The sequence below is a fragment of the Paenibacillus sp. 2KB_22 genome, from assembly GCF_052115745.1.
Lineage (GTDB): Bacteria > Bacillota > Bacilli > Paenibacillales > Paenibacillaceae > Paenibacillus.
The window spans coordinates 740033-755660 of the sequence record NZ_JBFRHG010000003.1 but is presented as its reverse complement, the minus strand read 5'-3'; the positions used below and the strand labels follow the sequence as shown (position 1 = coordinate 755660).

Here is a 15628-nt window from a genome sequence, read left to right as displayed (position 1 = left end):
TTAATGTTACACCTGTCAGTCCGATTACAGTAGCATCTTCCGATCGCTCTTATCCCCAGATTTTCTTGATTCCCTCTTTCAAGGGGAAAATCCGAGGATAAATGCGAACACTCCGCTTCTTCAGATTGCTTCTGCACTCTCCGTTATGGTGTAAAATTAAGGTTCAACTTATTACACTAAAGTGTAGATAAAAATCATTGTACTACTCTTGACCGTGACAGTGTTTGAACTTCTTGCCACTACCGCATGGACATGGATCGTTACGTCCGATTTGGTCAGAAACCTTCACTGGACGTTTCTCAGCAGGTTCACCGCTTGTCGAGATCTGGCTTTCCTCAACAACCGCTTGACGCTCCTGATTGCTCTCGATCTGTGCTCTCATCACATAAGTCGCTACTTCTTCCTGAATGGAAGCGATCATCTGATGGAACATCTCGAAGCCTTCGAACTGGTACTCACGCAGTGGATCTGTACCGCCGTAGGCGCGAAGGTGGATACCTTGACGCAATTGATCCATTGCATCAATATGATCCATCCACTTGCTGTCTACTGCACGGAGCACAACCACTTTCTCGAATTCACGAACCATCTCTTCGCCAATTCGCTCTTCACGTGCATTGTACTTGTTCTGAACTTTTGTAAACAGATACTCGATAATCTCTTCTGCTTCCTTACCCCATAGATCATCTTTCGTTACCGAACCATCATCCAGCAATTTGCTGTTCATGTAATCAGCAACTTCCTGCAGTTCCCAGTTTTCCGGAATATCGTCACCACAATGTGCTTCAACGATACGTTCAATGGAAGGTTTGATCATATCCATAACGATCTGTTTGATATTTTCAGACTCCAGCACCTCGCGGCGCTGTTTATAGATAATTTCACGTTGTTGGTTCATGACATCATCATATTGGAGAACGACTTTACGTACGTCAAAGTTGTTACCTTCAACACGCTTCTGCGCCGATTCCACTGCACGGGTAATCATCCGGCTCTCAATCGGTTGGTCTTCTTCAAAACCAAGGCGCTCCATCATATTCAGTACATTGTCTGCACCGAAACGTCTCATCAATTCATCACCCAATGACAGGTAGAATTGTGTTGAACCCGGGTCACCCTGACGTCCCGCACGACCACGCAGCTGATTATCAATCCGGCGTGATTCATGACGCTCTGTACCGATGATATGAAGGCCGCCTACTTCAGCTACACCTTCACCCAAGATGATATCCGTACCCCGTCCAGCCATGTTGGTTGCAATCGTTACTGCTCCCGCTTGACCAGCTCCTGAGATGATCTCTGCTTCTTCCGCATGGTACTTGGCGTTCAGTACCTGGTGTTTTACACCACGGCGTTTGAGCATGTCAGACAGGCGCTCCGAGTTCTCGATGGATACTGTACCTACCAGAACCGGCTGGTTCTTACTGTGGCGTGCCACTATCTCTTCTACAACGGCATTGAACTTGCCATCGATGCTCTTATATACGACATCTGCCATGTCATCCCGCTTGTTTGGACGGTTGGTTGGAATTTGCAGTACTTCAAGACCATAGATTTTTTTGAACTCTTCTTCCTCGGTTTTCGCTGTACCCGTCATACCCGCAAGTTTACGGTACATCCGGAAATAGTTCTGGAAGGTAATCGTAGCAAGCGTCATGCTCTCGTTTTGTACTTCAATGCCTTCTTTGGCTTCAATCGCCTGGTGCAATCCATCACTGTAACGACGTCCAGACATCAGACGACCTGTGAATTCATCAACGATCATGACTTCCTCATCACTGACCACATAATCCACGTCACGACGCATGATTACGTTCGCTTTCAAACCCTGCACGATGTGATGGTTGAGCGTAACGTTGGCATGATCATACAAGTTCTCGATACCAAATGCTTTCTCTGCTTTTGCCACACCCGCCTCAGTCAACGCTACGGATTTCACCTTGATGTCTACCGTAAAGTCTTCCTCTGGCACCAGACGTTTCACAAAGCGATCTGCTGCATAGTACATGTCCGTCGATTTCTGAGCTTGTCCAGAGATAATGAGTGGCGTACGCGCCTCATCGACCAAGATGGAGTCTACTTCATCAATGATACAGAAGAACAATGGACGTTGTACCATTTGCTCTTTGTATAGCACCATGTTGTCACGCAGATAGTCAAAACCAAATTCGTTGTTCGTTCCGTACGTAATATCACATGCATACGCATGTTGTTTCAAGGCATGGTCCATACCGCTCAGGTTAACCCCTACCGTCATGCCCATGAATTCATAGATTTGTCCCATTTCCTGGCTATCCCGCTGTGCCAAATAATCATTGACCGTGACCACGTGTACACCTTTAGACATCAACGCGTTCAGATATACCGGCAGTGTTCCTACCAGCGTTTTACCTTCACCCGTTTTCATCTCGGAAATACGGCCTTCATGCAGAGCGATACCGCCCAGCATCTGTACATCGTAGTGGCGCTTGCCCAGTACACGGCGTGAAGCCTCACGTACGGTTGCAAATGCCTCTGGAAGAAGCTCATCTGTTGTTTCTCCCTTTTCAATACGAGCACGGTATTCGTCCGTTTTACCTTTCAGTTGTTCATCAGACAACGCCTGAAATTGTGGTTCCAGTTTATTGATCACATCGACCGTCTTCATCAGACGTTTAACATCACGTTCGTTCATGTCGCCGAAGATCTTTTTGACAAGTCCTAGCATGGTATACCCCTTTCGTGCAAAACAGAATAGACCCCCTGTTGCCGCCACGCGACACCATCGGATGGATATTGCATCCACTTTCCCCCGGGGGTGACAAACAATATGGTTTGAGCTTAATGAAGGTTACACTTCGTCAACTCAGTTGCCAGAATGTCCTTTTGATCGCTGTTATCCCCTGATTCCTTTTAAACTCTCTTCTTAGAGGGGGAAATCCGGGGATAAAGGCGAACGCTTCGCTTCTACAGGTCATTTCTGCCCTCTTCGTCATCCGTGTAAAAATCAAATTCAAATCATATGCTAATAAGTAATATGATGAATCAACTCCAGGCTTGCCAAGGGTTCCTCATGAAGCTGATTCGGTGTTCAAACGGATTCGGTTATTAAAAACTAGCCGAAGCCCGAGCCTTGCGAATCATGTTCATGGTGCTGTGCCTGTCATTGATTATGATTAGCGATCATTCGTTGACAATTCCTCATCAGGACAATGATTCTCTTTGCATAAATTGTAACAGTTTGTAAGGGCCGCCGCAACACGCCACGGCACACTTCTTTGAACTTCTGAGACATATCAAATGGAGTTTAAGTGCAAAAAATCATAGTCGTTAGCGGAAGCGTTCGATTGTCATGTTTCAATTTGCAGGGTAGACAGCCCTGTCAACGAATTTTGATGGTAAATTTGGATGGAAATCTCATTATCCAGTTCTCCAATGTAGATGTACGAATATTTTCGTAACCATCTGAATCTGGTGACAAAATTGTACCGATTTTGATTCTTCATACTATCTATTAGACGCAGCAGCATAGGGAATAGTTTCACCATTTTATTTCCAAAGGTCATTTCCCAGCTCCTCTACGCACAAAAGAGCCCCATCCCCTAAGGGATGGAAGCTCTTGTTAAACCTAATCCAGGAAACTGCAGTTCCTGTGTTCATTATTATTAGATATTCATATGCAAGATCGAACCGATGATCCTGTACGTTTAAGATTAACCTTGTTCGATCAATCCGTACTTGCCATCGTTCCGTTTGTAAACAACGCTAACCTCTTCACTGTCAATGTTGGAGAATACGAAGAAATTGTGACCAACCATGTTCATCTGGAGGATGGCCTCTTCAACGTCCATTGGTTTCAACATAAAGCGTTTCGTACGTACAACTTCCAGATCATCGTCATCCGTGTCCGCATCCAGTTCAGCTGTAGCTACAGTGCCTGTTGGATCTTCAACGAAGAGCGTTTTCAGGCTGCCTTCCTGGCGGAACTTACGGTTAATTTTTGTTTTGTGTTTGCGGATCTGACGTTCCAGCTTGTCCACCACGGAGTCAATGGATGCATACATATCATCGCTCTCATCCTCAGCGCGGAGCACAATGCCTTTCAAAGGGATCGTCACCTCTACCGTATGCAAACCTCTCGTTGTGCTCAATGTAACAGCACCGTCAGAGTTAAGGGGTGCATCGAAATACTTCTCGAGTCTACTCAACTTTTTGTCGACATAATCCTTCAAAGCATCAGTAACCTCGATTTGTTGACCTCGAATACTTAAATTCATAGGGCACTCCTCCTTTTTCCTTTGCCACTTCATTATAACACGAATGTAAGCGCCATGTAAAAACTCCCGGTGACCGAATAATGACATCTGTTCAAGCCACATCTGCCAACGTAGGCATAACGCCATATTTCGCGATATTTCATCATATTCAGCCATAATCGAATATTTAGTTGGTATGAGTTATTAGGCGCTTGATGATGTAATTAACCGTTTTTGAGCCACCTCAATCTAATATGTAAAATGAACTTCACTCGATCTCTTGAATCTACTGCTTTAATCTATTAAACTCACAAAAATACTGTTCCCGGAATGATCTACATCTTGAATCTATTAAAACAAAAAAAGACCCCGGAAAGTACCGGAGTCTGATGCTAGCGATAATTCAATTTGGTAACCATCTAACCATATATGTAGGTCGGATTGTCCGGATGATTATAATTTGATTACGTTAGCTGCTTGCGGTCCACGCGCGCCTTCGACGATGTCGAATTCTACGGATTGACCTTCTTCCAAAGTTTTGAATCCTTCGGATTGAATTGCGGAGAAATGTACGAATACGTCGCCGCCATCTTCAGTCTCAATGAAACCGTAACCTTTTTCTGCGTTGAACCATTTTACTTTACCTTGCATGCACTAACATTCCCTTCGTCATCAAATGAAGTGAAGCTTTCGGCTTTAACCTCTGCCCACAATTCAGATAATACCATCCAAAGTTATCCATTGTCAATTGGAAAAGTAAATGTTTTCTTGGAATTTTTTGTAGATTAATTGGGGATTGTGTTGAATGGTAGGATAACTTGAATATATCAGTTTATCGGAGGGTTGATAAGTCTATTTTTGATGTATTAATGATAACACGAGAAACCCCGTACTGAGTATTTGTCAGTACGGGGTTTCGTGATAATAATAGGATAGATTGGTACTACTTTCGTTTATCCATAAGATAACTCTCGGAAGCATACTTGGATTCATATACCGTACGCTGTGTTTTCGCCGTATTTCGTTGGAGCAACCATTCCTGCGCTTCATTTTTAAGTGATGACATACGTTGCTCAATTATCGTGTCATATGCCAAAACTTGCTTCAACGCTTCTTTTTGTAGACCACTCATCACTTGAACGTCCAAAACATCATGTAATTGCTGCACTAGAAGTTGGCGCTCTTCAACAAATTGTTCTACATGATCAGAATCTTGAATTTCTAAATCTTTGATAAAATTCTGCGTAAGCTCAGAAAGTTGGCTGAGAACATTGTTTATCAAAGTATTGTTACTACTACTCATTGAGCTGGAGCTCCCATTGCTTGTTTGCTTGCTACAACCCAGGTTTCACGCAGTTCCTGAAAATATCCCAGAGCTTCTTCCCCATGCTTGATATCTTTTTTGATATTGGCTTGAATCAACAAATGGTTCATGTACTCATATAGCGAGAACAAATCTTTAGAGACAGGATAAGATAGATTTAACGTAGACATTAACTCACTGACAATTGTTTGAGCTTTGCCCAGGTTTATATTGGCTTTGGAATAATCCTTGTTTTTAATTCCTTCTAAGCCCATTTTAGTGAATCGAATTGCACCATCATACAACATAATAACCAATTGCCCTGGAGTAGATGTTTGAACTGAAGACTGCTTATACTTGTCATAAGGAGATGTAATCATGCCAAAGTATTCCCCCTTTTATTTTATTGAAAATAACCTGATAAACTGGAGGACTGAGACTGGAACTGACTCATTGCTTTTTCCATAGCGGCAAACTGTTTATAATATCGAGTTTCCCAAGTAATCATTTTTCTATCCAAGTCTGAAATCCTATTATTGTAATTTTTCAATTGTTGGCCCATACTACTCTCCGTTTTGAGAGTCATGCTTGCATCAGTGTCCGTCTTGGAGGTACCTACTTTTTTGACTAGCATATCCAGAGTTGAATTCAATTCTTTCCTTAATTCACTAAATATAGGAGGAGCTTTGGGGTCGGAAGACGGGCCTCTAAAAGCACTTAGGATTCTATCCGGATTACTGTCCAATGCATTTTTAAGTTTTACTTCATCAATCTGTAGCTTACCCTTTTCATAATATTGCCCTGTTGTAATTCCAGCCTCACTTAGCACTTTTAAGTTTCCTGTAATGACAGACCTCATTGAGGCTACGGCCGAGCTTAGAATGGTATCATTCTTCAAAAGCCCACTTTTGGCTCGCTCTTCCCAGTTTTTAATGTCATCTTCCTTCATATCCTTCTTTTGCTCTGCCGTCAAAGGTGCGTAATCACGATACTTTTCTTCTGATAATCTTGTGTTCATTAATCCTAATAATTCATTGTAGGTATCCACAAAGGATTTAATCGTCTCCATTGCTTTTGTAGGATCGGACTGTGTTGAAACCTTGCTGGGTGAGCCTGCGTTCGTTTCTAACAGGGTCAAATTCACACCATTGACTAACAACGTATCTCCAGTAGTTGTATAATCCCGACTAACACCTGGAGAGGTGGTAATAGTCACTAATCCTGGCACAGCTACATTCGCTTTCAAACCTAGTACATCTGATAACGAACTGGACTTTACTACCCCGCCATCCCCCGTCCCTGTGATTACTTTCCCATTCTCTCTTGAAGTGATCGTTAACTTACCACTGATCTCATCATAACTTGCATTAGCTGTTGGGATTTCAGAATTAATCCGAGAAATTACGCTAGACAAAGAATCTGTATCTTTAAATACTAACGATTTATCATTAATATGAAGTTCATATTCAGCCTTAGGTAAGCCTGATTGGTCAAGCTGCGCTAGCGTAGTATTCAAGCTTGCTTTTGCAGTGGCCGTCCCTGTAGTTAGCACTGTTTCGGTTTGTAGATTAGCCTTTTTAGCCAATGTTTTCACTTCAACATTCATTGTTACAGAAGCTGCATCTGCGTTTGCCTCTGCTCTAACAGCTGTTGTATTTCCACTGACCGTCGATTTTTGTGTATTGGTGGCTGCGGACAAATCCATTTGTTGCAATTTGTTGCTTAACTGCACAATTTTACTATTAAGTTGTCTATAGCTATCCCTGGTCCAATCCAGAATCTGTTTTTGTTGATTTAACTTATCAAGTGGTACTCTCTTCACTGTCATAAGAGATTTGACCATACTGTCAATATCCATACCTGAAAAGCCATTGATTCGCATGTTCATTATCCTAACCTCCTATACCTTTTCATCAATCAAAATACCGGCAATTTCCATCATCTTAGCTACCAAGTCCAATGTTTTTTCTGGTGGAATCTCCCGAATCAATTCACCGGTTTCTTTATTAAGGACTTTGACTAAGATTTGATGAGTTTTTTCATGAACGCTCATCTCCAAAGTTGTTGTGGGTCCCTGAAGGGCTTTTACAGCTTTGTCGATCGCTTTAATAAGATGTTCGTCACCAGACGGAATGCTAATCCCTTGCCGTTCAAGCTTAGACAGATCAACGCCGTTTCTCACCGCTTGAATGAGTTGTGCATTCGGATTTACTGATGCTTCACTTGGTTGACTTAAAGAACTTGAAGTACTGTTGTTCACTGAATTCGTTGAAAGTGAGAACTGTAGATTCATCGTTCATCCCCCGATGGAATTATTTATTATATATATCGGTTAGTCGGGTGTAAGATTGAAGAGAGATTACAGCTTCGAACATAAAAGATAGAGGTGTAAAAAAGTTTCTTAAGGAGAAATTCCGACTTGATTTTTCCACCAATGCCTTGTGCTGCATATTCAAGAACTAATATACCGTGCTTATTTGCAATTTTCTCATGGTCAGCAGGGAGGCCAAACAGATCTACAGGGATTACTACCCTAGGGAATAACATCTTCTAAAGAACAGCTTCCAATAGCTTATTCTAACTTAGTCGTGTCAATATTAAACGCGTCCGCACATACATCAACAAATACAGGATTTGCCCCACACAAAGATACGATCCTCCCAGTAGAATAAAATGCAAAAACCATACTCACTCGCCTTCTGAGATAAATAACAGAGATCTGGTTATATGCAAAGCCAGGTATGGATACTCAATGTAGAGGAGCTTACACCACATACCATTATCGACCTTTATATATAGACTTTAATAAATCTTAGGTATAGAAGATACGTAGTTGACTGGTCTACTTTCGAAGACTGAATATTAAACCCAATGTTTTGAATCCTACTTCCGCTTTCTCAATGGCCAGTAGCACCCCCACATAGCCAAGTCCAATTCCCGCAGTATAGCAGTTCTATCTTTAAGTTTTTCTAAAATACTCCATTGTGGAATTCTTACGTTTGTAAAAACTCAATTAATGGCTTCAGATGTATCCATAATCTCTTAATTACCATCAAGATTTTGTTCAGTTTGGTCTCTATTTCGCCCTCAACCAAATATAAGTTATAATCAGACTTTATAATAGATAACTCTTGAAAAATACTACAGATATATTTAAAACCTTAATGTTGACCCTATGATTTAGTATTTCAACATGCTTCTTCTTAACAAAATATACATAGCACTGTCCCATAAACTAAGTTTTTAGCACCGACGACTATTATATTTTCATAAGAACGTTACTTACAAGAAGACAAATATAATGTTTTAATTCTTCACAGCATGAACTAAAAATATTTTATTATTTCCCCCAACATCAAATACATTTATATCTTGAATGTCAACCAAAACATTATAACGCTTTGCTACCTCCATTTTTGATTTAAACCATCTAACATGTCCTTCAGAGTAAAAGTTAGGAACAGAGAAAAGAATGTTCGTTCCTAACTTCAATCTACTTAAAACTTCCAAGTCCCCGTCCAAATGCTCCAAGATCTCGAACAGTATAGCAACGTTATAGCCAAGTTCGAATAGTTCTGTCTTGTACACATCATCAACATAGAATAATGATCTTAGTTTATCGTTCCGGATTTTTGCGTGTTTTATTGCTTCCGAACTAAAATCCATACCAATATAACCTGTAATTTGATTATCAAATAAAAGATTAGCAAACTGACCCGGTCCACAACCGATTTCAAATACCATTGGGTCTTCTTGAGATTTGATTATTTCAACTGCTTTTTTCCATATTTCATAGTAATGGATCTCAGTGTAATGTTTATAATAGGTTTCATTCCAACCGCCTGATTCAAACACCCTATCATAGAATTCGCTGTTCATTTCCTTCAATTGAATGCTCTGTGTTTTTGCTGGTAAAGAAACTATTTCATTAAAAACTTCACTTAAATTTTTGGTTAATTGCTTCCTTTGGTACATTTCAATTTTCCCTGTAACTTCCAAGTCTGTGTATGCGCCTGCTTCCCATTGCTTATACATTTGGAGAATATAATCTTCCATCTTTTGAATGTCATTAAAATCACAATTCAACCCGCGTTGAGTATCATTTATCAATTCTTCCACAAGACTTCCTTCAGGCGAAAGAGCAAGAATCCGTTTACCGAGCCGTAAATATTCAAACACTTTGCCTGTGTGTATAGATTTGTTCCTTTCTCCCGGACCTACGATTAGAAGTAAAAGATCACAGTTATTTGCTTGAATAAGACTTGTGTGATGATCTAAATAGCCAAGAAATTTCACATTATCTTCTAGTCCCATCTCATTAGAGATTTCCTGCCATTTGTTATCATCATCTGTTTGAGTGAATAAAATTTCAATCCGATCTTCAGGTATCAAACCTTTTTCCAACAAGTTAGCAACAGCCTTTAGAAAGGTTTCAGGTGTTCTAATCATATAGAGAAGCCCATTATGCATGATTGTAAATTTCTTGTTAGAATCAACGTTTAATTTTTCATTGTATAAATTCTCAAAATCTTCTTCATCATATCCATTAGTTATTGTAATGATTTTCTGTTCGTTGATTCTAAAATCATTAACATAGTTGGATTTAGCATGGGAAGTAATAGAGAGAACTCTGTCGCTACTTTGTAAAATATTCTTTTCCATCTCGCGGAATATTGTATAAATCAAATCGTCTTGGTTGTACTCAATATAAGGATTATTTGTCCATTCATCCCTGAAGTCTACAACCCACTTTTTTTCATACTCAATTTTCAATAAATATCCAAGTATATGATCCGAATATGGACCGGAAGTTGAATATATAAGATCTATTTCTTTAAAATCAACAAGATCACCTATTTGATCAAATGCTTCTTTGACGAACACAATTGCTGGATCCGGCAACAACCCGTACTTGTTTATTAGCTGTGGGTTCGAATTGAGTGCACCAACGTATTTTGTCATAATTTCTTGATTATTCACAACAATTTGATAAATTCCTACTAACCTGTTTATGAAGTTAATGTCTACTTCTACTTGCTCTGATATTCGAATGATCTCTATTTCGGAAGGAATCTCCTCCCCCAAACTATAATCCATTAAATTGGATTGAGTCTCACCCACCGTTAGCACAACAGGTTCCCATCCAAACCCCCTTAAATACTTAACAAATTTTAACGTCCTTTGAACTCCTGAGCCACCAATAGGCGGGAAAATATAAGCTATAATCAACACTTTTTTTCTAGTTGTATATTCTTTTACAGATGATATTGATTCCAGTTCTAACAATTTCGATTCTGCTGACTGTAGTATTTCATCCGAAGCTAAGTCTTTTAGCTTCTTATACTCTCTGTACGCACTGATATATTTATCCTGAAGCTCATATACATAAGCGAGATTATAAATCAGATGTACATCATATGGTTTTTGTTTTAGTCCCTCTTCGAAAAATAACTTAGCTTGACTCAAGTCCCCTTCATGAATTGCAATAATACCTTTAATTGAAAAAAGATCATGATCATTCTTTTGAAGGAGTTCGTATTCCTCAATATAACTTTTCGCCTCTAGTAAATACCCGGTACTGATAAGTTCCTCTATATTGGTTTTGAAAAGACTAGAATATTTATTCATATCGTTATAATTCATAAAACATCTCCGTTCCGAATCTTCAATTTATCGTTCTAGATTCTAATGAATAGGGGAATTTATTTTTTATTTCCATTTTTATATTATTAACACCTTCAATGTCATTTACTTTTTCGTAATAATTCAAAACTCTTTCATATGAGTGATATTTGGGTTCAACAGTAAGAAGCTTCGTATAGAATAATTGTGCATCTTCAAAATAATTATTACGTAAGCATAAGTCGCCTAAAGTTCCTACAACCTCAACATTATTGGGTTGATTCTCGAATACTACAATTAATAGATCGATCGCAAGTTCATCAAAACCATATTCACTTAAAAGCTTACTGAGCCTGAGTCTAATCTCTTGCTTAGATCCTATCATTATCTCTGCAAGCCATTGGAAACGATCAAACTCTTCCAAGATAATTAAATACATGCAAACTTCCATTAACATATTTTCAAGCTTTGTAGTTAATACAACTTTACCACTACGAGCAGTTACAATTTGGTTGAGAATCTTCATTTCTTTATTACTCAAATTAAATAATTGTTGAATGTCTTCTAAAAAAGAATCTTCTGATAGCAGTATAGAAATTAATAATAAATCCTTCCCATTTTCTTTTTCCTTATCCTCAATCTGAGTCCAAAGCAGCTTTGCTTCTTCATACTTTTTACTATATATTTTCGCTGTTGCTACTATATTAGGTTGTGCATTTATACTGTATCGAGTCAAATAATAATCTAGTAAGGGATTTCGTGCTCCATACACATTATTAAGTAACAACTGTAAATCGTCCACATTCTCAATTAAATAAATTTGGGTCAATATATCTTCAAAGTCGTTAAACTTTATTTTTAATTTTGGAAATAACTTTAAATATTGCTGAATCCCTGGTATAAAATTCTTTTTCAAATTAAGTACATTAATCACTTCTGATAAGCTATCTTCCAAGCGTCCATGTTGCTCATAAAGTTCTGATAACCTTAAGTGTGCTAGATATCCTCCGCTTCCTTCAGTAACGTAATATCCCTGATCTCCAAGTTCAATACACTTGCGATAACACGCCTCAGAATCTCTATAGTACCCTGCATTTTGATAAACCAGTCCTAAAATATAAATCATCTCAGTTTCTTGCGGGAATAACATTACAGAATCTGTTAATATATATAGAGCCTCTTCGGTTTGTTTCAGCTCAGCTACGGCATATGCAAGTTTAGTAAGAAGCTCTGGAAGAAACACTCTGTCCTTACTTAGTGGATATGCTTTCTTAAAATATTCTGCTGCTTCCTTATACTTACCAATACCAAAATATGTTTGTCCCATATTGTATAAATTGTATGCATTAGGTTTTTCTTTTACTTCTAATTTCATTAGTGGTAAATTTCTATTGTTTTTTTTATCCTCAAGAAGTTTGGCATCAGCATATCCAACATGATTTATTAAATTACTCGACTCTCCACTAATAAATCTCGAACTGTCCTCTATTATATTGAGATGCTCATGTAACCTATTTTCATAAACTAAACCCAAGGATCTTTTAAAAAGCCTCACTGCTGTATGATTAAATGACATTCCTAATTCCATTTGATTGTTTATATTGAAAGAGTAGTAATCACAAGAATGTAGTAGATCCTTCTCAAAATCAGCATTTTCATCCAAATATTCATCAGCATCCAGTATAAGGATATAGTCTGAAGTAGCATGTTTAATGGACTCATTTCGTGCTGCAGAAAAATCATTTACCCATTCAAAAGAATAAATTTTATCCGTATACTTCCGAGCAACATCAAGAGTTGAATCAGTTGATCCTGTGTCTACGACAATGATTTCATTAACGATGCTTTGAACGCTTTCCAAGCAACGACCTAAAACTTTTTCTTCATTTTTTACTATCATGCACAGTGATATTGTAGGGGTCATATTATTCCTCTCATCTCTCAAAGTCTTACTATATATGTCGGTGTAAATCACATATTTTATTAGTCGTTTAGTAAATTACAAACTTGAAAATAAATACAATGTATATAAGTATAAAAAAAGAGCCCACCAGAGTTCCTGGCAGGCTTTTCCTGTAAATATAAGATTAACGAAGCAATTGCAGAACAGCTTGTGGCTGTTGGTTTGCTTGTGCCAACATAGCTTGGGAAGCTTGAGCCAAGATGTTGTTTTTCGTTTGGTTCATCATTTCTTTCGCCATGTCTACGTCACGAATACGGGATTCAGCAGCAGAAAGGTTCTCGGAAGTTGTTCCCAAGTTGTTGATTGTGTGCTCCAAACGGTTTTGGTAAGCACCCAGTTTAGCACGCTCAGCAGATACTGTTTCAATTGCTGTGTTGATCGTTGTAATTGCAGCATCAGCAGATTTTTGAGTCGAAATAGCAATACCAGAAGCAGCTGTTGCAGCTGTTGTTCCTTGTGTAGATGCACCGCCACCAGCTACTCCTAAACTGAAAGCATCCATAGCTGAGATTGACAAAGTAATGTTTTGGCCTGCGTTTGCACCAATGTGGAACGTAAGGTCAGATGCGCTTTGTACGCCAGAACCAGTCTTAGCAGCACCATCCAACAATTTCTTCGTGTTGAACTCAGTTGTATTGGAGATACGAGTGATCTCTTTAGCCAACTCATCCACTTCGTTTTGAAGAGCTTCACGGTCTTTATCTGTGTTCGTATCATTGGAAGATTGAACTGCCAATTCACGCATACGTTGCAGGATGGAGTGAGTTTCGTTCAATGCACCCTCAGCTGTTTGGATCAAGGAAATGCTGTCTTGACCGTTTTTAGTAGCCATATCCAAACCGCGGATTTGACCGCGCATTTTTTCGGAAATTGCCAAACCTGCAGCATCGTCACCAGCGCGGTTAATACGCAGACCGGAAGACAATTTTTCGATAGCCTTGTTTGTGTTGGCTGTGTTTGCACCCAATTGACGGTGAGTGTTCATTGCAGCGATATTGTGGTTGATAATCATTAGAAATTTCCTCCCTGAAAATAAGTTAGTTCCACATCCTTGTGGTAAACGCCGCGACATTAAGGTCGGCCGCCCTGCCGAAGCAGCGTCTAAACTATATATCGACAGGAAGAGAAGAACTGTTAATAGTAAATTGGAATATTTTTATTTTTTTTTGTTTTCAATGCCTTGGAGCAACTCCATAAAAGCAGCGACACTAGGAGCATCCGGTTTTGCAGACTCTCGATTAGCCTCCTGAATAGAGGCATATACCTCTTTCCGAAAGATATCAATGTGCTTGGGGGCAGAGATACCAATCCGTACTGTATCACCTTCCACTGCCAATACAGTTACCTCAATATTATCTTGAATGATAATAGATTCTCCCTTTTTACGTGACAATACTAACATTTCAGACCCCCTCCTTCGCCGAAGTCGCTTCTTCTGTCCATATGAGATGTTTAGTCATATAACCTGTTTGTTGAAGGACAACTTGCTTGCCTACCCGATGTGCAGGATTAATTATAACTGGGGCCAAGAGATTCATCGTTGATTTTGTCACATCTGAATGTATAGTGACTATAGAATAAACGGCTACATCTTCTTCGATTTTGAGTTCTTCTTTATCTTCTTCACTCAGTTCAAAACTATAGTCCTGCTTAAACTCAAAAGGATTGACTACCAAGAAAGAGAGCTCTTTCTCCGTTAATGATTGTAAATAACTAAATGGTGTGTCTTCCCAAGGGATTAGTGCAAAACTAGTTTCGTTTTCAAACCCAGGTAGACCTCTTGGAAATTGATATGTGCTGTTTTCATCTACTTCAATCTTTCCCCATGTACTTGTCTCAATAAAAATAATAAACGCCTCCTTGGCGATGATTTTATAAAAAAAAGCTATAGCGGGGTATTATAACCGTCTATAGCTCTACATTATATCTTATAATCCCATATCAATCGTAGGCGGAGTGTATTGTATAGAAGCATATTGCTGCACATATATATCCAACTTGCCACGTTGATATTCAATTTCTGGCTTGTTCACAGTTACATTCATCTCGGATTCAGCTGCTTCAAAGCGAATGTCTGGTGCTTGCGTAAACACACGTACATCCACATTATCAGAGGAAGCTGCCGTGCGTGTCTCTGGAAACGGTTTGGCTTGCCAATTCGTTCCTACAATATTGGCAATCGTATTGCCTGGTTTGTGAATGGCCGCCAGATCATTCCCTTGTTGCACACGTTCAGCCATATTCTGCATGAATAATTGTTGAATACCCGAATATATTCGGGCATTCATATCGATCATATTCCCACCATGATAGGCAGAAAAAGCTTTGGACTGATCCACGTTCAACTCTATTGCATGGCTTTGTACCGTTAATTTACCAGGCTTGGTATGGAGCTGGACCTCTGCCTTCGGCTGGCGAATCGACTGCTGACCAATGTCCGCATCGATATGTAATAGCGTGGGCGTTGTGTGAATTTGTACTACTGGAAGGGTACTCATTAGATGA

Annotated in this window: 14 protein-coding genes; all 14 read right to left on the bottom strand. The window is 39.3% G+C overall.

Translation table 11 applies throughout. The annotated features are described in order from the left end of the window. Positions 1–202 precede the first annotated feature (202 nt). Complete coding sequence (gene secA / locus AB4111_RS22110; RefSeq protein ID WP_442033232.1) at positions 203–2707, bottom strand: preprotein translocase subunit SecA; 2505 nt, start codon at positions 2705–2707, stop codon at positions 203–205. Positions 2708–3692: 985 nt separating this feature from the next. Then, positions 3693–4256, bottom strand: coding sequence for a ribosome hibernation-promoting factor, HPF/YfiA family (gene hpf / locus AB4111_RS22105; RefSeq protein WP_047840659.1), 564 nt, complete (start codon positions 4254–4256; stop codon positions 3693–3695). A 432-nt stretch (positions 4257–4688) separates the two neighbouring features. Further along, the gene (locus tag AB4111_RS22100; RefSeq protein ID WP_024631599.1) at positions 4689–4886 is read right to left on the bottom strand and encodes a cold shock domain-containing protein; all 198 of its coding nucleotides are present in this window, start codon (positions 4884–4886) and stop codon (positions 4689–4691) included. Positions 4887–5178: 292 nt separating this feature from the next. Further along, entirely contained in the window at positions 5179–5538 is a 360-nt protein-coding gene (locus tag AB4111_RS22095) for a hypothetical protein (protein ID WP_442033231.1), read from the bottom strand. Beyond that, a complete protein-coding gene (fliS, locus tag AB4111_RS22090) occupies positions 5535–5918 on the bottom strand; it encodes a flagellar export chaperone FliS (RefSeq protein ID WP_442033230.1) in 384 nt (127 codons plus the stop codon). The genes AB4111_RS22095 and fliS overlap by 4 nt, the downstream gene beginning before the upstream one ends. A 23-nt stretch (positions 5919–5941) precedes the next feature. Further along, positions 5942–7426 carry a flagellar filament capping protein FliD gene (gene fliD, locus AB4111_RS22085; protein WP_442033229.1) on the bottom strand — a complete coding sequence of 495 codons (1485 nt, stop codon included), beginning with the start codon at positions 7424–7426 and terminating at the stop codon, positions 5942–5944. A 12-nt stretch (positions 7427–7438) separates the two neighbouring features. Next, on the bottom strand, positions 7439–7831 hold the full coding sequence (locus tag AB4111_RS22080) for a flagellar protein FlaG (protein ID WP_442033228.1): 393 nt from the start codon (positions 7829–7831) through the stop codon (positions 7439–7441). Positions 7832–8110: 279 nt separating this feature from the next. Then, a complete protein-coding gene (locus AB4111_RS22075; RefSeq protein ID WP_442033227.1) occupies positions 8111–8224 on the bottom strand; it encodes a DegT/DnrJ/EryC1/StrS family aminotransferase in 114 nt (37 codons plus the stop codon). 620 nt (positions 8225–8844) lie between these two features. After that, a complete protein-coding gene (locus AB4111_RS22070) occupies positions 8845–11181 on the bottom strand; it encodes a methyltransferase domain-containing protein (RefSeq protein WP_442033226.1) in 2337 nt (778 codons plus the stop codon). 22 nt (positions 11182–11203) lie between these two features. Then, positions 11204–13084, bottom strand: coding sequence for a glycosyltransferase (locus AB4111_RS22065; protein WP_442033225.1), 1881 nt, complete (start codon positions 13082–13084; stop codon positions 11204–11206). 163 nt (positions 13085–13247) lie between these two features. After that, positions 13248–14135 (bottom strand): flagellin Hag, encoded by an 888-nt coding sequence (gene hag, locus AB4111_RS22060; protein ID WP_442033224.1) that lies wholly within the window; start codon positions 14133–14135, stop codon positions 13248–13250. 144 nt (positions 14136–14279) lie between these two features. Further along, positions 14280–14525 carry a carbon storage regulator CsrA gene (gene csrA / locus AB4111_RS22055; RefSeq protein ID WP_024631614.1) on the bottom strand — a complete coding sequence of 82 codons (246 nt, stop codon included), beginning with the start codon at positions 14523–14525 and terminating at the stop codon, positions 14280–14282. A 1-nt stretch (position 14526) separates the two neighbouring features. Further along, positions 14527–14940, bottom strand: coding sequence for a flagellar assembly protein FliW (gene fliW, locus AB4111_RS22050; RefSeq protein WP_442033298.1), 414 nt, complete (start codon positions 14938–14940; stop codon positions 14527–14529). A gap of 111 nt (positions 14941–15051) precedes the next feature. After that, the gene (locus tag AB4111_RS22045; RefSeq protein WP_442033223.1) at positions 15052–15621 is read right to left on the bottom strand and encodes a DUF6470 family protein; all 570 of its coding nucleotides are present in this window, start codon (positions 15619–15621) and stop codon (positions 15052–15054) included. Positions 15622–15628 lie beyond the last annotated feature (7 nt).